Annotated in this window: 16 protein-coding genes; 5 read left to right on the forward strand and 11 right to left on the reverse strand. The window is 59.6% G+C overall.

Annotated elements, in window-relative coordinates; genetic code table 11:
* Nucleotides 1-42: 42 nt before the first annotated feature.
* A complete protein-coding gene (locus CQ009_RS09795; protein ID WP_105705861.1) occupies nucleotides 43-1,533 on the reverse strand; it encodes an aldehyde dehydrogenase family protein in 1,491 nt (496 codons plus the stop codon).
* A 164-nt stretch (nucleotides 1,534-1,697) separates the two neighbouring features.
* On the opposite strand from CQ009_RS09795, the gene CQ009_RS09800 reads away from it, so the two are divergent.
* The 3 genes from CQ009_RS09800 to nadE all read left to right on the forward strand — a co-directional run bounded on the left by CQ009_RS09800 (nucleotide 1,698) and on the right by nadE (nucleotide 4,868).
* Entirely contained in the window at nucleotides 1,698-2,597 is a 900-nt protein-coding gene (locus CQ009_RS09800) for a LysR family transcriptional regulator (RefSeq protein WP_105705863.1), read from the forward strand.
* 215 nt (nucleotides 2,598-2,812) lie between these two features.
* Nucleotides 2,813-4,036, forward strand: coding sequence for a nicotinate phosphoribosyltransferase (gene pncB, locus CQ009_RS09810; protein ID WP_064388655.1), 1,224 nt, complete (start codon nucleotides 2,813-2,815; stop codon nucleotides 4,034-4,036).
* 4 nt (nucleotides 4,037-4,040) lie between these two features.
* Nucleotides 4,041-4,868: an ammonia-dependent NAD(+) synthetase gene (nadE, locus tag CQ009_RS09815; RefSeq protein ID WP_105705867.1), complete on the forward strand. Its 828-nt coding sequence runs from the start codon at nucleotides 4,041-4,043 to the stop codon at nucleotides 4,866-4,868.
* A 147-nt stretch (nucleotides 4,869-5,015) separates the two neighbouring features.
* Here nadE and azu read toward each other — a convergent pair whose 3' ends face one another.
* A complete protein-coding gene (gene azu, locus CQ009_RS09820) occupies nucleotides 5,016-5,459 on the reverse strand; it encodes an azurin (RefSeq protein ID WP_095138131.1) in 444 nt (147 codons plus the stop codon).
* A 340-nt stretch (nucleotides 5,460-5,799) separates the two neighbouring features.
* Here azu and CQ009_RS09825 point away from each other — a divergent pair, with 340 nt between their 5' ends.
* Together CQ009_RS09825 and CQ009_RS09830 are read left to right on the forward strand one after the other, a co-directional pair.
* Nucleotides 5,800-6,387 (forward strand): TIGR00730 family Rossman fold protein, encoded by a 588-nt coding sequence (locus CQ009_RS09825; protein ID WP_064117208.1) that lies wholly within the window; start codon nucleotides 5,800-5,802, stop codon nucleotides 6,385-6,387.
* Between the two features lie 67 nt (nucleotides 6,388-6,454).
* On the forward strand, nucleotides 6,455-6,652 hold the full coding sequence (locus CQ009_RS09830) for a hypothetical protein (RefSeq protein ID WP_064388648.1): 198 nt from the start codon (nucleotides 6,455-6,457) through the stop codon (nucleotides 6,650-6,652).
* A gap of 209 nt (nucleotides 6,653-6,861) precedes the next feature.
* Here the strand turns inward: CQ009_RS09830 and CQ009_RS09840 are convergent, their stop codons facing one another.
* The 9 genes from CQ009_RS09840 to rpsF form a co-directional block, all read right to left on the reverse strand.
* Nucleotides 6,862-7,752 (reverse strand): transglutaminase family protein, encoded by an 891-nt coding sequence (locus CQ009_RS09840; protein WP_064388647.1) that lies wholly within the window; start codon nucleotides 7,750-7,752, stop codon nucleotides 6,862-6,864.
* Nucleotides 7,752-10,238 carry a circularly permuted type 2 ATP-grasp protein gene (locus CQ009_RS09845; RefSeq protein WP_105705869.1) on the reverse strand — a complete coding sequence of 829 codons (2,487 nt, stop codon included), beginning with the start codon at nucleotides 10,236-10,238 and terminating at the stop codon, nucleotides 7,752-7,754. Before CQ009_RS09845 ends, CQ009_RS09840 begins: the two co-directional genes overlap by 1 nt.
* Nucleotides 10,239-10,326: 88 nt before the next feature.
* Nucleotides 10,327-13,602: a DUF2126 domain-containing protein gene (locus CQ009_RS09850; protein WP_105705871.1), complete on the reverse strand. Its 3,276-nt coding sequence runs from the start codon at nucleotides 13,600-13,602 to the stop codon at nucleotides 10,327-10,329.
* A gap of 534 nt (nucleotides 13,603-14,136) precedes the next feature.
* Nucleotides 14,137-16,449 carry a YgiQ family radical SAM protein gene (locus tag CQ009_RS09860; RefSeq protein WP_064388640.1) on the reverse strand — a complete coding sequence of 771 codons (2,313 nt, stop codon included), beginning with the start codon at nucleotides 16,447-16,449 and terminating at the stop codon, nucleotides 14,137-14,139.
* Between the two features lie 187 nt (nucleotides 16,450-16,636).
* Complete coding sequence (gene dnaB, locus CQ009_RS09865) at nucleotides 16,637-18,034, reverse strand: replicative DNA helicase (RefSeq protein WP_008078305.1); 1,398 nt, start codon at nucleotides 18,032-18,034, stop codon at nucleotides 16,637-16,639.
* 120 nt (nucleotides 18,035-18,154) lie between these two features.
* Nucleotides 18,155-18,601 carry a 50S ribosomal protein L9 gene (rplI, locus tag CQ009_RS09870; protein ID WP_003186385.1) on the reverse strand — a complete coding sequence of 149 codons (447 nt, stop codon included), beginning with the start codon at nucleotides 18,599-18,601 and terminating at the stop codon, nucleotides 18,155-18,157.
* A gap of 18 nt (nucleotides 18,602-18,619) precedes the next feature.
* Entirely contained in the window at nucleotides 18,620-19,513 is an 894-nt protein-coding gene (locus tag CQ009_RS09875; RefSeq protein WP_064388639.1) for a hypothetical protein, read from the reverse strand.
* Nucleotides 19,514-19,549: 36 nt separating this feature from the next.
* Nucleotides 19,550-19,780 carry a 30S ribosomal protein S18 gene (gene rpsR, locus CQ009_RS09880; RefSeq protein WP_002551829.1) on the reverse strand — a complete coding sequence of 77 codons (231 nt, stop codon included), beginning with the start codon at nucleotides 19,778-19,780 and terminating at the stop codon, nucleotides 19,550-19,552.
* Between the two features lie 28 nt (nucleotides 19,781-19,808).
* Complete coding sequence (rpsF, locus tag CQ009_RS09885) at nucleotides 19,809-20,231, reverse strand: 30S ribosomal protein S6 (protein ID WP_003236224.1); 423 nt, start codon at nucleotides 20,229-20,231, stop codon at nucleotides 19,809-19,811.
* Nucleotides 20,232-20,430: the final 199 nt, after the last annotated feature.

The raw sequence follows: 20,430 nt of genomic DNA on the forward strand, positions 1-20,430 counted from the left end.
GAGCTGCCGAAGGCTGCGACCTTTTCAGCTTTTCCTCCATCCTCAGTCGAAGGTGATGCCCTGCGCCAGCGGCAACTCCAGCGAGTAGTTCACGGTGTTGGTCTGACGGCGCATGTATCCGCGCCATGCATCGGAACCCGATTCACGCCCACCACCCGTTTCCTTCTCACCACCAAACGCACCACCAATCTCCGCGCCGCTCGGGCCGATGTTGACGTTGGCAATGCCGCAATCACTGCCGACCGCCGACATGAACTGCTCAGCCTCGCGCACGTCCGTGGTGAAGATGCACGACGACAAGCCTTGTGGCACGGCGTTATTCAGGCGCAGCGCTTCCTGAAAATCGCTGTAACCGACCACGTACAGAATCGGTGCGAAGGTTTCGCTGCAGACCACGTCGCTCTGCTCCGGCATTTCAACGATGGCCGGGGAAACGTAATAGGCGTTAGGGAATTGGTCTTCGAGCTGACGCTTGCCGCCAAACACCCGACCACCCTCGCTCAATGCCTGCTCCAGCGCATCCTGCATGTTTTCAAAGCTGTGCTTGTCGATCAGCGGGCCGACCAGATTGCCTTCCAGTGGGTTGCCGATGCGTACTTTCGAATAAGCGGCCTTGAGGCGGGTGACGATTTCTTCCTTTACCGATTCATGGGCGATCAGACGACGCAACGTGGTGCAGCGCTGACCGGCGGTACCGACGGCGCTGAACAGAATCGCGCGCACGGCCATGTCGAGGTCGGCGCTTGGGCCGAGGATCATCGCGTTGTTGCCGCCCAGTTCCAGAATGCTGCGGGCAAAACGCGCGGCGACTTTCGGCGCTACTTCGCGGCCCATGCGCGTGCTGCCGGTGGCGCTGATCAGCGCTACACGCGGATCATCAACCAGCGCTTCACCCGCGTCGCGACCACCGATGATCACTTGGCAAAGATTCGCCGGCGCATCGGTAAAATTCTTCACCACACGATCAAACAGCGCCTGGCAGGCCAGCGCGGTCAGCGGAGTTTTTTCCGACGGTTTCCACACCACCGGGTTACCGCAGACCAGCGCCAGCGTGGTGTTCCACGCCCACACCGCGACCGGGAAGTTGAACGCGCTGATCACCCCGACCACGCCCAGCGGATGCCAGGTTTCACGCATGTGGTGGCCAGGACGCTCGGAGGCGATGGTCAAGCCGTAGAGTTGGCGAGACAGACCGACAGCGAAGTCGCAGATGTCGATCATCTCCTGCACTTCACCCAGACCTTCCTGGGTGATTTTGCCCGCCTCCCACGAAACCAGTTCGCCGAGGTCGGCTTTGTATTCACGCAACACTTCACCGAACTGACGCACCAATTCGCCGCGACGCGGGGCCGGAATCTTGCGCCATTGCTCGAACGCATGATCTGCGCGACTGATGTGCTGCTCGACTTCGGCCGGACCTTCCCAGTTCACAGCGGCGATGCGGCTGCCGTCGATCGGCGAATGCACCGGCACTTTGCCGTTCTGATACAGGGCCGGATTCACACCTAGACGATCAAGCAATGCGGCAACCATGGGTCACTCCTCAAGCAAAAAACTGAATGTGTGCGGCCGCTGTTTGCACGACCGGGCAGGCCTTTAGTTGTAGCGTCACATTGGCAAGGCAACAAACGACCTTTACGCGAGATATCATTCCGTTTATTCATGCTGAGCACAGAAAGACAAGAAAAGGATCGGCCATGCTGAACAAACGCCACTTGCCCTCGATCACCGCGTTGCAGTGCTTCGAGGCCGTGACACGGCACTTGAGTTTCACCCGCGCCGCCGAGGAACTGAACCTGACCCAGAGTGCGGTGAGCAAGCAGGTCGCGCAGCTTGAGGAATTGTTACAACACTTATTGTTCCTCCGCGTGCGCCGACGTTTGCAGATGACCCCGGCCGGGGATTTGTACTTGGTTGAGGTGCGAAAAATCCTCACGCAAGTGGAGATGTCGACGCATTACCTGCGTTCCTACGGCGGCGAAACTGAAGTCCTGCGCGTATCTACTCCATCGACCTTCGGCGCGCGCTGGCTGGTGCCGCGCCTGAAAGGCTGGCGGCTACGTCATCCGTCGATTCATCTGGACTTGTGCAACGAGCAGGAAGCGGATGATCTGCTGCAGGGGCGCAGCGATCTGGCGTTCTATTTCGGCCAGGGTTCGCGGCCCGGCACGGAATGCCTGAAGTTGTTCGGCGAAGAGCTGGTGCCGGTGTGTGCGCCGGGCAGCCTGCCGGAGAAGCCGTTTACTGATCCGACGCAACTCAGCGATCTGGTTCTGCTGCAAAATGCCTCGCGCCCGCAGGCCTGGCACGACTGGTTCGACAGCCAGGGCTACCAGACCGAACACAGCTATCACGGGCCACGGTTTGAAACCTTCTATATGTGCATTCGTGCCGCGCAGGTCGGCTGTGGTGTGGCGCTATTGCCACGGTTTCTTGTGGAGGAGGAATTGGCCGACGGCAAACTGGTCATTCCCTTTGAGCATGCCATGCCCAGCACCGACGCTTATTACCTGGCGTACCCGGAGCATGCGGCGGAAGTGCCGAAGGTGCGGGACTTTGTGAAGTGGATGCTCGAACAGATCGACAGCCCAGCATGAGCTGCCTTGCCCCCCTGTGGGAGTGAGCTTGCTCGCGAAGAGGCCGGCACATTCAATAACCATTCCGACTGAAATGACGCCTTCGCGAGCAGGCTCGCTCCCACCAGGGTTCTGCGCTGATCTAAAAAATTGCTGGCAATCTTCGTCCCTGATATGCGCCACTAGCGCCATTGATTGAGACCGCGCCACAGCGCGGCGCACCTGGAGACCCCGTTATGAGCGAGAGCGTGTTTGCCGATCGCATCGTGCAGAACCTGCTCGACACCGACTTCTACAAATTGACGATGATGCAGGCGGTGCTGCACAACTACCCCAACGTCGAAGTCGAATGGGAGTTTCGTTGCCGTAACAGCGAGGATCTGCGCCCGTATCTGGCCGAGATCCGCTATCAGATCGAACGTCTGGCCGAGCTGAGCCTGAGTGCCGATCAACTGAGTTTTCTTGAGCGCATCAGCTTCCTGAAACCGGACTTCCTGCGTTTCCTCGGGCTGTTCCGCTTCAACCTGCGCTACGTGCATACCGGCATCGAGAACGGCGAGCTGTTCATCCGTCTGCGCGGGCCATGGCTGCATGTAATCCTTTACGAAGTGCCGCTGCTGGCGATCGTCAGCGAAGTGCGCAACCGCTATCGCTACCGCGAAACTGTGCTTGAACAGGCGCGCGAGCAGCTCTATCGAAAATTCGACTGGCTGACCGCCAACGCCTCGGCCGATGAGCTATCGCAACTGCAAGTCGCCGATTTCGGCACGCGTCGGCGTTTTTCGTACGGCGTGCAGGCTGAAGTGGTGAACGTGCTCAAGCACGATTTCCCGGGGCGCTTCGTCGGCACCAGCAACGTGCATCTGTCGCGCGAACTCGACATGAAGCCATTGGGCACCATGGCCCACGAGTGGATCATGGCGCACCAGCAACTCGGCCCACGGCTGATCGACAGCCAGATTGCTGCGCTTGATTGCTGGGTGCGTGAATACCGGGGCTTGCTGGGGATCGCCCTCACCGACTGCATCACCACCGATGCTTTCCTCGGCGATTTCGATCTGTTCTTCGCCAAGCTGTTCGACGGTCTGCGCCACGACTCCGGCGATCCTGTGGTGTGGGGCGAAAAATGCATCGCGCACTATCACAAGCTCGGCATCGACCCGATGAGCAAGACCCTGGTGTTCTCCGACAGCCTGACCCTGCCCAAATCGCTGGAGATCTTCCGCGCGCTGCACGGTCGGATCAACGTCAGCTTCGGCATCGGCACCAACCTCACCTGTGACATTCCGGGTGTCGAACCGATGAGCATCGTGCTTAAAATGACTGCCTGCAACGGCCAACCGGTGGCGAAGATTTCCGACGAGCCAGGCAAGTCCCACTGCAAAGACCCGAATTTCGTCGCCTACTTGCGACACGTGTTCCAGGTTCCTGCCGATTCCAGTCTATCTAGCAAGGAGTGAATTCATGCAAGCCGTACAGCGTGAGATTGCGCAGCAGCTCAAGGTGCAACCGCCGTTCATCGACTACCAGGCCCTGCAGGCCGAAGTCGCCCGGCGCATTACCTTCATTCAGGATTGCCTGGTCAATTCCGGGCTCAAGACGCTGGTGCTGGGTATCAGCGGTGGCGTCGATTCGCTGACCGCAGGTCTTCTGGCCCAGCGCGCAATGCGTGAGCTGCGCGATCAAACCGGCGACAACAGCTACAAATTCATCGCCGTGCGCCTGCCATACGAAACCCAGTTCGACGAACACGACGCCCAGGCTTCGGTGGACTTCATTGCTCCGGACGAGCGCCACACGGTCAACATCGGCCCGGCGGTGAAATCACTGGCCAGTGAAGTGGCGGCGTTTGAAGGCAAGCACGCGGTGTCGGTGGACTTTGTGCTCGGCAATACCAAGGCACGCATGCGCATGGTCGCCCAATACACTATCGCCGGCGCGGCGCACGGTCTGGTGATCGGCACCGATCACGCGGCGGAAGCGGTGATGGGCTTCTTCACCAAGTTTGGCGACGGCGCCTGCGATCTGGCGCCGCTCAGCGGTCTGGTGAAAAACCAGGTTCGGGCGATTGCCCGCAGCTTTGGTGCGCCGGAGTCGCTGGTGGAGAAAGTGCCAACGGCGGACCTTGAGGATCTGTCGCCGGGCAAACCGGACGAAGCGTCCCATGGCGTGACGTATGCCGAGATCGATGCGTTCCTGCATGGCGAACCGGTGCGTCAGGAAGCGTTCGACATCATCGTCGCGACTTACAACAAGACCCATCACAAACGCGTGATGCCGTTTGCCCCGTAAGTTGCAAGCCCCAGTAGGAGCTGTCGAGTGAAACGAGGCTGCGATCTTTTGATCTTCAAAAACAAAATCAAAAGATCGCAGCCTTCGGCAGCTCCTACAGAAAACAAAAAAGCGTCCCGAGGGACGCTTTTTTTATGCCTGACTCAATTACTTGACGGTAATCGTGCCTTTCATCATCGAGATGTGGCCAGGGAACGAGCAGAAGAAGCCGTAGCCGCCGTCTGCAATCTTCGCCACGTCAAAGGTCAGCGAATCAGTTTCCTTCGCGCCAATGATCTTGGTGTGAGCGATGATGCGTGCGTCACCTTCCGGCAGGTAGTTCTTGTCGATACCAGCAGCCAAGCCAGCGGTAGCGATCGGCTGCATGTCAGCTTCTTTACTGATCACCAGGTTATGGCCCATGACGTTCTTCGGCAGGTTGCCGGAGTGGGTCAGCTCAACGGTGAAGGTCTTGCAGCTCTTGTCGATCACGATTTCCTTGGTGTTGAAGGACATCTGATCGGTGGAGTCAACGGTGGTTTTGCACTCGGCAGCCATCAATTGGCTGCTGGCCAGCGCCAGCAGGGATACCGCAACAACTTTGGAAAACATGGTGAATCTCCAAGGCAGGGTTAACAAAAACACTAATGGTGGAAAGACTGCCTGAAATCTTCGCAAGTTCCTATGACTTGAGTCAAAAATTGTATACAACTTTCAGGCTATGACACTCATCGAGACAATCTAACGGCCAGATTCCCCGGCCCGCCCTATGATCGGCGCATCTACTGAGACGGAGTGCCTGTCATGTTCTTTAACGGTCTGTTGTGCAGTTTGCTCGCCGCCTACGCCTGTGGCGCCAGCGGTACCTTTGAATCGCCTGAACGCGAAGTTTAGGCCTTGGATCGAGGCGTGCCAGCCATTACCCTGTGACGGATTGACCCAGGAGGAAGGCATGTCTCTGAAATCCGTGTGTGTATTTTGTGGCGCCAATGCTGGCACTGATCCGGCTTACACCGAAGCCGCCATTGCCCTTGGCCGTGCTTTGGCCGAGCGCAAACTGACCCTGGTCTACGGCGGTGGCGCCGTGGGTTTGATGGGCATCGTTGCCGATGCGGCACTGGCCGCTGGCGGTGAAGTCATCGGCATCATCCCGCAAAGCCTGATGGACAAGGAAATCGGCCACAAAAGCCTGACGCGGCTGGAAGTGGTCGACGGCATGCACGCGCGCAAGGCGCGTATGGCTGAACTGAGCGATGCGTTCATCGCCTTGCCCGGCGGCCTCGGTACGCTGGAAGAGCTGTTCGAAGTCTGGACCTGGGGTCAGCTCGGTTACCACGGCAAACCCTTGGGATTGCTGGAAGTGAACGGTTTTTACAGCAAACTCACTGCATTTCTTGACCACATCGTCGGCGAAGGCTTCGTTCGCGCGCCACACCGTGACATGCTGCAAGTGAGCGAATCACCGCAAACGCTGCTCGATGCCCTGGATAACTGGAAGCCGACTGTTACGCCAAAGTGGGTCGATCAAAAACCCGGCTAACCACCGGGCACCGATACAGGGCAGAATACGCGCCGCTCAACCTCACCTTCGACCAAGAGGAACGCCCATGGCCAAACCCAATTACTCCTTCGCCAAACGTCAACGAGACCTGGCAAAGGAACAGAAGAAAGAGGAAAAGCTTCAGCGCAAGAAACAAACCGCTGAAGAAGCAGCACTGAACCCTGAGGGTGAAGTGGCAACGGAAGATGATGTTGATGCAATCGATGCAACTGAAGCACCGAAAGATCAGGCGCCCGACGCCTGAGCCCCACCGGGTTTGATGATCGAATCAGACCCTGCGGATTTGTGACGGGGCTGGCAGTTTCACTGCCGGCCCTCACAGCCTTTCCCCTCGAGTACACCCCAAATCCCTTGTAGGAGTGAGCCTGCTCGCGATAGCGGTGTGTCAGTTGAAATATTTGCTGCTGACTCACCGCTATCGCGAGCAGGCTCACTCCTACAGTTTGATCGGCGTCAGTCCAATGGCATCACGGTGACCCGCACTTCCGGATCGTGATTGCCGCCGCCGAGGATCACCCCGCGTAGCGGTGACACATCGGAAAAATCCCGCCCCCACGCCAGAGTGATGTGCTCCAGCGCCGGCTGCACATTGTTGGTCGGATCAAAATCCACCCAACCCAGCACCGGGCAAAACACCGATACCCAGGCATGCGACGCATCGGCGCCGATCAAACGCGGCTGCCCCGGTGGCGGCTGAGTCAGCAGATAACCGCTGATGTAACGCGCAGCCAATCCCCGTGAGCGTACGCAAGCGAGCATCAGATGGGCAAAGTCCTGACACACCCCGCGCCGCCGCTCCAGCACCTCCACCAGCGGTGTCGCCACCTGGGTCGCCTCGGCATCGAAGGTGAATTCGCTGAAGATCTTCTGCATCAAGTCCTGTACGCACAGCAGTAGCGACTGGCCCGCTGGAAAACAGCTATCGGAAAACTCGACGAAGCTGCGCTTCAAATGCACATAGGGTGACTGGAACCGATACCGACAGGCTTCCAGCAGATCGGCGGACAGCGGCTGACTGCTGTAGGTCAGCGCATCCCGTGTCAGCTCCCAGGCCGGGGACTGGTTGAAATCCAGCGTCGGGCGCGCGAGCACCTCAATAGTGAGCCGCGCATTGACCTGCAACTCATCATGCGGGCGCTCGAAGGCCAAGCGGGTCAGCGGATTGCCGAATACGTCCAGCTCATCGCGGCGCGCGGTCGGCTCCGGGCTGATCAGCAATTGCTGCTCGGTGCAGCGCTGCCACGTGCACTCGCGGGGCCAGAGATGCGCCAGTTGCTGCGCCAAAGACACCGGGCTGTCGTAGTGATAACAGGTGTCGTGAAGGATCTGGTAATGCGCGCTCATCAGACGGACACCGTACGCTGGCTGACATCATCGACGTGAGCGAAATGGCGCAGGGCCAGACGATCCGAGACCTGACCGCTGGCCTCGGCGATTTCCTGAAGCAAATCCGCCAGACCATTGAGCGCCGCGCGTACGCTGGATTCGCCGAACAGCGGATTCTCCAGACACCCCAGATCGAACTGCGCCAGACGTTCGACCAATCGTGGCAACCCGGCCTCCCGCGGGACGCCGAAATCATCGTTCAAACGCTTCAACGTACGAGTCACCAGTTTCAACTGGAACAACACCGCGTGGGGGTTCTGCTCGTCGAGCAACAACAGGTCGAGGACCGGAATCAATTGCGCCACCGCCAGATAACGTGAGCGGTAGGTGATGCTGCTGTTGCCCAGTTCCAGCAGCCACTCCAGACCGGCCTGATCAAACGCCCCGGCACCGCGCAGAAACGCTGCCAGACTGCTGCTGAGAAACTGCAGACGCTCGATACGCCGGCCAATCATCAGAAAACGCCAGCCCTCATCACGGGTCATGTCGTCGAGGGCAAAACCGGACAGCGCCGCCAGCGACATCACCAGGCGATTGAGGAAATCCAGCAACTCGCCGAAATCCGGTTCATCGGTGTCCAGTTCCGTTGCTTCACGCTGCAATTCGACCAGCGCCTGCCAGTTTTCCCGTGAAAGCTTGCCGCGCACCTGCGAGGCTGCCCACTGCAGACGTTGCAGGTTGGAGCGCAGGCTGAACGACCAGTCATCGCCGAGCAGCGCGGCCAGCAAGCGCTCTGGCAACTCACCTTCATCCGGCAACAGCGTCAGTCGCTCGCCAAGGTCGACCGCCGCTTGCAAGGCTTGAGGGTCATCGCCATCGACATAGCGCGCGAGCATGATCCGCAGCAGCCGTGCACTGTCATCGCAGCGTTCGCAGTAGCGGCCAAACCAGAACAGGTTTTCCACCACCCGCGAGGGCAGATAAGGATCGCGGCGGACGAGATCATGCACGCCGACATTGCGTTGGGTTTTCCACTGTTCGCCGCTTGGCGGGCGATCACCCAGCACCCAGGTGTCCTTGCTCGCGCCGCCGCGTTGCATCGACACCACTTCGGCATCGGCCTCGGCGGCCACGCGGGTCAGACCGCCGGGCAATACTCGATAACCGTCAGCACTGGCAACGGCATACATGCGCATGCCAATCGCCCGCGGTTGAAGCAGGCCGTTTTCGGCCTGCCAGATCGGCGCATGAGAGAGTTGCGCCAATTCTTGCGCAACATAGGCATAAGGCCGCGCCTGCATGCGCTCAGCTAGATTCTGACGCTGTTTTTCACTCAGATTACGACCAAACACAGGGGCGAAGGTTTGCGAGGGAAAGGCCGGTTTGATCAACAGCTCCGGCAGTTTTTCCAGCGCCTGCGCCAATACTGGCGCCTCGCCGCACCACCATGTCGCGATGGACGGCAGGATCAGGTCTTCGCCGAACAGGTATCGATTGATCTTCGGCAAAAAGCCTAGCAGCCCCGGCGACTCCAGCACGCCACTGCCCAGAGCATTGGCGACCAGCACCCGCCCTTGGCGCACCGCTTCAAGCAGACCGGGCACGCCGAGCGCCGAGTCCGTGCGCAGCTCCAACGGATCGCAGAAATCGTCGTCGAGCCGGCGCATGATCGCGTGCACCCGACGCAGGCCACTGAGGGTTTTCAGATACACCGTAGCATCGCGCACCGTCAGGTCGCCGCCCTCGACCAGCGGATAACCGAGCTGACGGGCCAGATACAAATGTTCGAAGTAGCTTTCGTTGAAGCGCCCCGGCGTGAGCAACACCACCAGCGGCGTTTCGCCGTCACTTGGCGCTTGGCGCGCGAGGGTTTCTTGCAACGTGCGGAAGAAGCCGGCCAGATGTTGCACTTTCAGATCGCGGTACAGCTCGGGGAAGGCACGGGAGACGATGGTGCGGTTTTCCAGCGCATACCCGGCGCCCGAAGGCGCCTGGGTTCGGTCGGCTGTGACCCACCAGCGGCCGTCCGGCGTACGCGCCAGATCCACCGCGTAAAGGTGCAGGAAAGCGCCTTCGGGCGGCGCAATGCCCTGACATGGCCAGAGAAAATTGTTGTGGCCGAATACCAGTTCTGCCGGCAGCAGACCTTCGCTGATCAAGCGCTGCGAGCCGTACAAATCCGCCAACACCGCGTTGAGCAGTCGCGCACGCTGAGCGATCCCGGCCGACAGCTGTTGCCATTCATCAGCTGCAATCACATGCGGCAGCAGATCCAGTTCCCACGGCCGATCGGCGCCTTTCGGATCGGCGTAAACGTTATAGGTGACACCGTTTTCCTGAATCTGCCGCGCCAGCAACGCCTGGCGCTGCACCAGTTGCGCCGGAGTGCTGCGCTGCAACTGATCGAACAGTCGCTGCCAATGCGGGCGCACCGCGCCACTGCTGTCGAGCAGTTCATGATAAGTGCCCGCCGTCAGCGGGTAGCGGTCTAGCAGGTCAGGCATGGAAAGCTCGGCAGACAGCAAGGAACGGTCAGACTAACGCAGGCACATGACACGCGGATATACGAAAAATCCGCGTGTCGCGCAGGACTTAGAAACGTCGCAAATCGATTGTCATCGGCAGCTCGTCACTGATTTCCACGTTGGGTACAGGAAGTTTCCCCGGCGTGTGTCCGACGCGGAAGAATCGCGCCATACGCCGGCTCTCGGCTTCATTGGCGTTGACCGGCAGTGTTTCATAATTGCGCCCGCCGGGATGGGCGACGTGGTATTGGCAGCCGCCCAGCGAACGGCCCATCCAGGTGTCGAGCAAGTCGAACACCAATGGGGCGTGCACCGGAATCGTCGGCTGCAGGCAGTTGGCCGGTTGCCACGCACGGTAACGCACACCCGCGACGAACTCGCCCACGCGCCCGGTCGGGTGCAACGGCACCGCGATGCCATTACAGGTCAGCAAATAACGCTGCGGCGGCAGCCCTTTGAGCTTGACCTGCAGACGCTCCAGAGATGAGTCGACGTAACGCACCGTGCCGCCTGCCGCGCCCTCCTCACCCAGCACATGCCAAGGCTCCAGCGCCTGACGCAGTTCCAGTTCGATGCCATTGACGGCGTAATCGCCAACCTTGGGGAAACGAAACTCCAGGTGCGCGGCGAACCATTCAGCCCGCAATGGATAACCAGCATTGTTGAGTTCGACGATGACGTCAGCGAAGTCCTGCTCGATAAAGTGCGGCAGCAAAAAGCGATCGTGCAACTCAGTGCCCCAGCGCGCCAGTTTCGGCGGAGCATAAGGTTCACGCCAGAATCGTGCGACCAGCGCCCGTAACAACAACTGTTGAGCGAGGCTCATACGCGCATGCGGCGGCATTTCAAAAGCACGCAGCTCCAGCAGACCGAGACGGCCAGTGGCGCCGTCCGGCGAGTACAGTTTGTCGATACAGAATTCGGCACGGTGAGTGTTGCCGGTGACGTCGATCAGCAAGTTGCGCAGCAGTCGATCGACCAGCCATGGTGCGCATTCCTCGCCGGGTTCGGGCATCTGCGCAAAGGCGATTTCCAGTTCGTACAGCGAATCATTGCGCGCCTCGTCGACCCGCGGCGCCTGTGACGTCGGGCCGATGAACAATCCGGAAAACAGATACGACAACGACGGATGGTTGTGCCAGTAACTGATCAGGCTGCGCAGCAGGTCCGGGCGACGCAGAAACGGCGAGTCCGCCGGTGTCGCTCCGCCGAGCACGAAATGATTGCCGCCGCCGGTGCCGGTGTGGCGGCCGTCGATCATGAATTTTTCGGTGGTCAGGCGGGTCTGGCGCGCCTCTTCATAAAGAAACTCAGTGCGCTCGACCAATTCGTCCCAAGTCGCCGAGGGCTGCACATTGACCTCGATCACGCCAGGGTCGGGGGTAATTCGGAAATTACTCAGGCGTTGATCGCTTGGCGGCTCGTAGCCTTCCAGCAATACCGGGCAATGCAGTTCTTCGGCGGTGGCTTCGATGGCGGCCACCAGCTCCAGATAATCCTCGACCCGCTCCAGCGGCGGCATGAACAAGTACAAACGCCCTTCGCGGGCCTCAGCGCAGAATGCGGTGCGGGTCAGCCAGTCGGCGGATTCGTCGATTTTCGGCACGCGTTCGTCAGCCGTCGCCGCTTCACCCGGACTATTGAGCTGTGCCGTTTCCGGCAGCTCAGGGAAGTCCTGATTTTGATCCTGCGGATGAACAAACGGGTATTCGGCGGCCTTCACCCACGGCTGCGACCCCAACGGCAGGCGATAGCCCAGCGGCGAATCCCCCGGGACGAGTCGGCAATGCTCGTCTCGCAGGTACCAGCGCCCGCTCTGCCATTGATCGCCCTTGGCCGTACGTGCCAGCGGCAGCACTTGGCCGATCACCTTGTTCAACCCCTGACTGAAGACCTTGCGCAGTCGCGCACGCTCCAGCGGCTCCTGCAGACGCGAATCTTCGGCGCTGACATTGCTTGGCAACGTGCCCTCGCGCCAGAGGTAATAGAAATTGTCCTCGTAGGCCGGAAACACAAAACGCGTAGGCAACTTCAGTCGCTCGGCGACACTGGCGAGGAAGCGTCCGGCCAATTCGCCATTGGCGCCGTAATCCTGTTGCTCGTCTGCGATCAAAGCATCGTTGTGCCAGATCGGCACGCCGTCACGGCGCCAGTAGCAATTGAGCGACCAGCGCGGCAGTTGCTCGCCGGGATACCACTTGCCCTGGCCAAAATGCACCAGGCCTTTCGGCGCGTAATGCTTGCGCATGCGCTGGAACAGTTCGGCGGACAGTCGACGCTTATCATCACCCAATGCGGCGGTGTTCCACTCGGCGCCGTCAGGATCATCGATGGAAACAAAGGTCGGTTCGCCGCCCATGGTCAGGCGCACGTCATCCGCCAGCAGATCGGCGTCTATCTGGCGACCGAGCGCCTGGATCGCCAGCCACTGCTCATCGGTGTAAGGCTTGGTGACGCGCGGCGCCTCCCAAATCCGTTCCACTGACATTTCATGACTGAACACACATTCGCATGGCTCGACCAAGCCGCTGATCGGTGCCGCCGAGGACGGATCGGGACTACAGGCCAACGGGATATGCCCTTCACCAGCAAACAGCCCGGACGTGGCATCCAGACCAATCCAGCCAGCGCCCGGCAGATACACCTCGCACCAGGCGTGCAGGTCGGTGAAATCCACTTCGGTGCCGGACGGACCATCGAGGCTCTTCACATCGGCGGTCAGTTGAATCAGGTAGCCGGAGACGAATCGTGCAGCCAGGCCGAGGTTACGCAGCAGTTGCACCAGCAGCCACGCCGAGTCGCGGCAGGAACCGGAGGCGTGTTCGAGGGTGTGCTCCGGGGTTTGCACGCCCGGTTCCATGCGGATCAGGTAACCGATGTCTTCGCTCAGGCGTTGATTGAGCGCCACGAGGAAATCCACAGCAGGCAGCGGCGTGCGGTCGATGGCGTCCAGATAGGCTTTGAATTTCGGCGTCAGCGGCAGGGTTTCGAGGTACGGCGCCAGCTCCTTGCGCTCATCGGCGGCATAGGTGAAGGGGATTTTTTCGGCATAAGGTTCAAGGAAGAAGTCGAATGGATTGAACACCGCCATCTCGGCAAGCAGATCGACTTCGATGCGTAGCTCACTAGTCTTCTCGGGGAACACCAGTCGCGCAAGATAGTTACCCTGCGGGTCTTGCTGCCAATTGATGAAATGCTGCTCGGGCGAGACTTTCAGCGCATACGACAGAATCCGCGTGCGGCTGTGGGCAGCCGGGCGCAGGCGTACGATCTGCGGGCCGAGTTCGACAGCGCGGTCATAGCGGTAATGCGTGACGTGATGCAATGCGACATGAATCGACACGGCGTGCCTCCTGCGAGCCTAAGCGTATTCGAAAGCGCGCAAGACTTATGCCATGCACAGGCTTGGGCGCTTTCCCGGAATGCTCAGGGCAGTACAGCACCAAAATCGGGCGATGCGGGGAAATGGTTTGGGCTGATTGCACGTAAATGTTGCGAAGAGCCCCTCACCCTAACCCTCTCCCCGAGGGAGAGGGGACTGACCGAGGTGGATATAAGAGATACGCCGACTTGAAAGTTCTGAGTCGAACTCAGGTTTGAAAAGCATGGAGATCTGTTGCGAAGAGCCCCCTCACCCTAGCCCTCTCCCGGAGGGAGAGGGGATTGACCGAGGTGCATTTAAGAGATACGCCGACTTGAAAGTCCTGAGTCGAACTCAGGTTTTGAAAGGCATGAAGATCTGCTCCCTTTCCCCCTCGCCCCCCTTGGGGGAGAGGGCTGGGGTGAGGGGGATGGATCTTGCGGCCTACATATATCCAACGGCAGAAATGCAAAACGCCAACCCGAAGGTTGGCGTTCTGTTCAGCTAAAAAGCAACTTAGCGCGGCACGACCGGCTTACGGGTCGGCTTCGGCCCTTTGCCTTTCGCAGCGTCCTTGCGTTCCTTGGCCGCCTGCTGGTTACGGGCAAACGCCGCCGCCTTGGCCTGTTCACGCTTGTCCCAAGGGTTACCGCCGTCACTGGCACGCGGCGGCAGACCGGTGTGCTGAGTGAGGATCTTGGTGGTCTTCTCTTTGCCTTCCTTCGCCACTTTATGGCTGCCGGCCGGCGTCGAGTTCTTGCGACGAGCGCTCTGGTAGCTGTCGGTGGCCGGTTGATGCGTCGGGATCAACTGGTCCTTGCCCGGACCGATCAGGTCGCCGCGGCCCATGCGGATCAGCGCTTCGCGCAGCATCGGCCAGCCTTTCGGGTCGTGATAACGCAAGAACGCCTTGTGCAGACGACGCTGCTCTTCGCTCTTGACGATAGTCACGCCATCGCTCTTGTACGTCACCTTGCGCAGCGGGTTCTTGCCCGAGTGGTACATCGCGGTGGCGGTGGCCATCGGCGACGGATAGAACGCCTGCACCTGGTCAGCGCGGAAGCCATTGCCCTTGAGCCACAAGGCCAGGTTCATCATGTCTTCGTCGGTGGTGCCCGGGTGCGCGGCGATGAAGTACGGAATCAGGTACTGCTCTTTGCCCGCTTCCTTGGTGTACTTCTCGAACATGCGCTTGAACTTGTCATAGCTGCCAATGCCCGGCTTCATCATCTGGTTGAGCGGACCTTCCTCGGTGTGTTCCGGGGCGATCTTCAGGTAACCACCGACGTGGTGGGTCACCAGCTCTTTGACGTACTCCGGCGATTCGACCGCGAGGTCGTAACGCAGGCCGGAGGCGATCAGAATCTTCTTCACACCCGGCAATGCACGGGCGCTGCGGTACAGCTGAATCAGCGACGAGTGATCGGTGTTCAGGTTCGGGCAGATGCCCGGGAACACGCAGGACGGCTTGCGGCACGCCGATTCGATTTCCGGCGTTTTGCAGGCGATGCGGTACATGTTCGCGGTCGGGCCGCCGAGGTCGGAAATGACGCCGGTGAAGCCTGGCACCTTGTCGCGGATCTCTTCGATTTCGCGAATGATCGACTCTTCGGAACGGTTCTGGATGATCCGGCCTTCGTGCTCGGTAATCGAGCAGAAAGTGCAGCCGCCGAAGCAGCCACGCATGATGTTCACCGAGAAACGGATCATGTCGTAGGCCGGGATCTTCTCCTTGCCATACGCCGGGTGCGGAACGCGCGCGTAGGGCATGCCGAACACGTAGTCCATTTCTTCAGTGGTCATCGGAATCGGCGGCGGATTGAACCAGACGTCGACTTCGCCGTGCTTCTGCACCAGCGCGCGGGCGTTGCCCGGGTTGGTTTCCAGGTGCAGCACGCGGTTGGCGTGAGCATACAGAACGGCGTCGCCACGCACCTTTTCAACCGATGGCAGGCGGATCACGGTCTTGTCGCGGGTCATGCGCGGGCTGGCCAGAATCTGTACAACCTTGGCTTCCTGCGGATCTTCAACCGGACCTTTTTCCTGCTCGATGGCACAGGCCTGGGTGTCCTGGGTGTTCACGTACGGGTTGATGATCTTGTCGACCTTGCCCGGACGGTCGATACGTGTCGAGTCGACTTCGTACCAGTCTTTCGGCGTATCGCGACGAATGAACGCGGTGCCGCGCACGTCGGTGATGTCTTCGATCTTGTGGCCGTAAGACAAACGCTGGGCGACTTCGACAATCGCGCGTTCGGCATTGCCGTACAGCAGAATGTCGGCGCTGGCGTCGATCAGGATCGAGTTGCGCACGCGATCCTGCCAGTAATCGTAGTGCGCGATGCGGCGCAGGGAAGCTTCGATGCCACCGAGGACGATCGGCACATGCTTGTAAGCTTCCTTGCAGCGCTGGCTGTAAACCAGGCTCGCGCGATCCGGACGCTTGCCGGCCATACCGCCCGGGGTGTAGGCGTCGTCGGAACGGATTTTCTTGTCGGCGGTGTAGCGGTTGATCATCGAGTCCATGTTACCGGCCGCGACGCCGAAGAACAGGTTCGGCTCGCCGAGCTTCATGAAGTCGTCTTTGGACTGCCAGTTTGGCTGGGCGATGATCCCGACGCGGAAGCCTTGCGACTCCAGCAGCCGGCCGATGATCGCCATGCCGAACGACGGGTGATCGACGTAGGCATCACCGGTGACGATGATGATGTCGCAGGAATCCCAGCCAAGCTGATCCATCTCCTCCCTGCTCATTGGCAGGAATGGCGCTGGCCCGAAACATTCGGCCCAGTACTTTGGATAGTCAAATAACGGCTTGGCTGCTTGCATGTCGATAACCGGTGTTGGCTTTCATTGAATTTCGCGGGCGCGGAATATAGCACAAATTTTGACCAATTCCGACGGCTGTGGTCGGAAATTGGTGGCGACCCTATCGCTGGCAAGCCAGGTTCCACAGGACCGATGCGATCCCAGTGGGAGCTGGCTTGCCAGCGATGGGGCACTTCAGGACGTTAAATTACTCGTCGTCGTCGAAGTTATAGCTGCCCGGCGCCAGGTTTTCGAAGCGGGTGTACTTACCGATAAACGCCAGGCGAATAAAGCCGATTGGCCCGTTCCGCTGCTTGCCGATGATGATCTCGGCAATGCCCTTGTGCTCGGTTTCCGGGTGATACACCTCGTCCCGGTACACGAACATGATGACGTCGGCGTCCTGCTCGATCGCTCCGGATTCCCGGAGGTCGGAGTTGATCGGGCGCTTGTTCGGCCGCTGCTCCAGGGAACGGTTGAGCTGCGACAGCGCCACCACCGGGCAGTTGAATTCCTTGGCCAGGGCCTTCAAGGAACGCGAGATTTCCGAAATCTCGTTGGTCCGGTTGTCGCCGCCGGAACCTGGAATCTGCATCAACTGCAGGTAGTCGATCATGATCAGACCGATCTCACCGTGCTCACGCGCCAGGCGCCGGGTACGCGCACGCATTTCCGACGGGCTGATGCCGGCGGTATCGTCGATGAACAGCTTGCGGTCATTGAGCAGGTTGACCGCCGAGGTCAGGCGCGGCCAGTCATCGTCTTCCAGTTGGCCGGAACGCACCTTGGTCTGGTCGATGCGGCCCAGCGAAGAAAGCATACGCATGACCAGCGATTCACCTGGCATCTCGAGGGAATACACCAGCACGGCCTTGTCGCTGCGCAGTACGGCGTTTTCCACCAGGTTCATCGCAAAGGTGGTTTTACCCATCGACGGACGACCGGCGACAATGATCAAGTCAGCCGGCTGCAGGCCGCTGGTTTTCTCGTCGAGGTCGGTGTAGCCCGTGGACAGGCCGGTAATCGCGTTGTCAGTGTTGAACAGCGTGTCGATGCGATCAATGGCCTTGGTCAGCAAATCGTTCACACCTACCGGGCCACCGGTTTTCGGCCGGGCCTCGGCAATCGCGAAGATCTGACGCTCGGCTTCGTCGAGGATTTCCTCGGCAGTGCGGCCTTCCGGGTTGAAAGCGCTGTCGGCAATCTCGGTGCTGATACCGATCAGTTGGCGCAACGTCGCACGCTGGCGGACGATCTGCGCATAGGCCTTGATGTTGGCGACGGATGGCGTGTTTTTCGCCAGTTCGCCGAGGTAACCGAGACCGCCGACTTGCGAGGTCTGACCTTCCTTGTCCAATTGCTCGGCAAGGGTCACGACGTCGATCGGCGAGTTCTGATCGGCCAGCTTGGCGATCGCACGGAAGATCAGGCGGTGGTCATGTCGATAGAAATCGCCGTCGGAGACTTGATCGAGCACGCGCTCCCAGGCGTTGTTGTCCAGCATCAGACCACCGAGCACAGCCTGTTCGGCCTCGATGGAATGCGGCGGCACCTTCAGGGCAGCGGTTTGCAGATCGTATTGCTCGGGAGCGGAGATATCGTTCATGGCCACTTGTGTTGTTTGGAAAAACGGGGAGTTCAGAAAGACAAAGGGCACGACCTGTAAACAGGATCGTGCCCGATGTTAACCGTCTGACGGACAAGCCGCCAGCCGATCAGGTGTTGCTTAAGCTGCTACCACGACAACGCGTACGGTGGCTTCAACTTCGGCGTGCAGGTGCACAGCCACGTCGAATTCACCTACGTTGCGGATGGTGCCGTTCGGCAGACGAACTTCGCTTTTCGCAACTTCAACGCCGGAGGCGGTCAGTGCGTCAGCGATGTCGTGAGTACCGATCGAACCGAACAGCTTGCCTTCGTCGCCAGCGGTGGCAGTGATGGTCACTTCCAGCTCGGCCAGTTGGGCAGCACGGCTTTCAGCCGATGCTTTACGGTCTGCGGCAGCTTTTTCCAGCTCAGCACGACGCTCTTCGAACGCAGCCAGGTTGGCAGCGGTCGCAGCGGTAGCTTTGCCGAAAGGCAGCAGGTAGTTACGGCCGTAACCAGCCTTAACGTTTACTTTGTCGCCCAGGTTGCCCAGGTTGGCGATTTTTTCCAGAAGGATCAGTTGCATGTGAAAATCCTCTAACTTTTAACCTTCACCGTTCGCGCTGTCGGTGTCTTTCGACACGTGACGACCGCGAAAATCAATCAGGCTGTCGACAATGGCCAGGACCACGAGCAACGGATAGATCAGCTGCATGAACAACAGCAGCGTGACGTACAACCCCACCAGCCAGAAACCGGCCAGTCGCTTCTGCCCGACCAGCCCGTGAATCAGGGCAAGTCCGGCGAACACCAACGGTACACTGCACAACGGCGTCAACATGGCCATCTGTGCACCGAGATTCGGGCCCAGAAGCATCAACGCCAGCAGTAACATCGCCGGCCCCAGCGGGATCCGGATGGCGCGAAACTCGCGACCAAAACCACCCGGGTTGTACAACAACGCCTGCCAATGCCGCCCGACAATCAGGCTCAGCACGCTGACGATTTGCAACAAAGCCGCAATCAGTCCGGTCAGGACTGGTGCGATCAGGGACGCGAAACGCGCTTGCTCATCGACCGACAATTGCTTGTAAGTCTCACCGAGTAGCGCCGGCATGACCTTTATCAAGGCCTGCGCGAGCATCTCGATCTGGGCCGCAAACGCAGCCCCGAGCACCACCGAAAACACCACCCCTACCGCCACGCTGACCAGCAGCGTGCGAACCCAGGATTCACTTGCGCGCAAAACCAACGCAAGTCCCGAAGACCCCAGCAGCACCAGAAGTGCGCGTGGGTCATCGGCATACAGCCACCAGATCAACGCCGGCAGCAGCCCCAGAGACAGAACACCCAAGGCGTCCGTCAGTCCGCGCCGCAGCAGCACAAGGCTCCCGGCGGCAGCGCCCAACCAATACAACAACGGCAATGTTGCACATCCGGCCACCACGAGAGTGGCCTGCATACGGCCGCGCATGATGAACTCAGCTAAGGCACGCATGCATTCAATCCTTTGCTACTTGTCGACTGCCCGGTCTCAGCGGCCGTGGCTGTCGGTGTAGGCCAGCAGGGCCAGGAAGCGGGCGCGCTTGATAGCGGTGGCCAGCTGACGCTGATAACGAGCTTTGGTACCGGTGATGCGGCTTGGAACGATTTTGCCGGTCTCGGATACGTAGGCTTTCAGAGTGTTGAGATCTTTGTAGTCGATCTCCTTCACGTCTTCAGCGGTGAAGCGGCAGAATTTACGACGACGGAAGAAACGTGCCATTTGATAGGCTCCTTAAAAGGTCCGTGGATTACTCGTCAGCGTTATCGCTGTTGTCGCTGTCATCACTATCAGCGCTATCAGCGCCTTCGTGCTCAGGACGGTCGCGACGCTCACGGCGCTCACTGCGGTTTTCTTCAGCCTTGAGCATCTCGGATTGGCCGGTAACGGCTTCTTCGCGACGGATGACCAGGTTACGGATCACTGCATCGTTGTAGCGGAAGTTGTCTTCCAGCTCGGCCAGGGCCTTGCCAGTGCACTCAACGTTCAGCATCACGTAGTGAGCCTTGTGAACATTGTTGATTGCGTAGGCCAGTTGACGACGGCCCCAATCTTCCAGACGGTGGATTTTGCCGCCGTCTTCTTCGATCAGCTTGGTGTAACGCTCAACCATGCCGCCGACTTGCTCGCTTTGATCCGGGTGGACCAAAAAGATGATTTCGTAATGACGCATGAATGCTCCTTACGGGTTGTAGCCTGCCGCTCAAAAACGGTCAGACAAGGAGTGAATGACACTTATGGACTTGCCGGCGCGGGGCACATGCGTGCCTGCCGTCACAGCAAGGGGCGCAATTGTAGAGAAGGGACAGAAGAGGTGCAAGGCAATTGGTGATTATTTGAACAACTACCGATCTTCGCCTTCCCACAAAACA

The sequence above is a fragment of the Pseudomonas sp. MYb2 genome (assembly GCF_002979955.1).
GTDB lineage: Bacteria > Pseudomonadota > Gammaproteobacteria > Pseudomonadales > Pseudomonadaceae > Aquipseudomonas.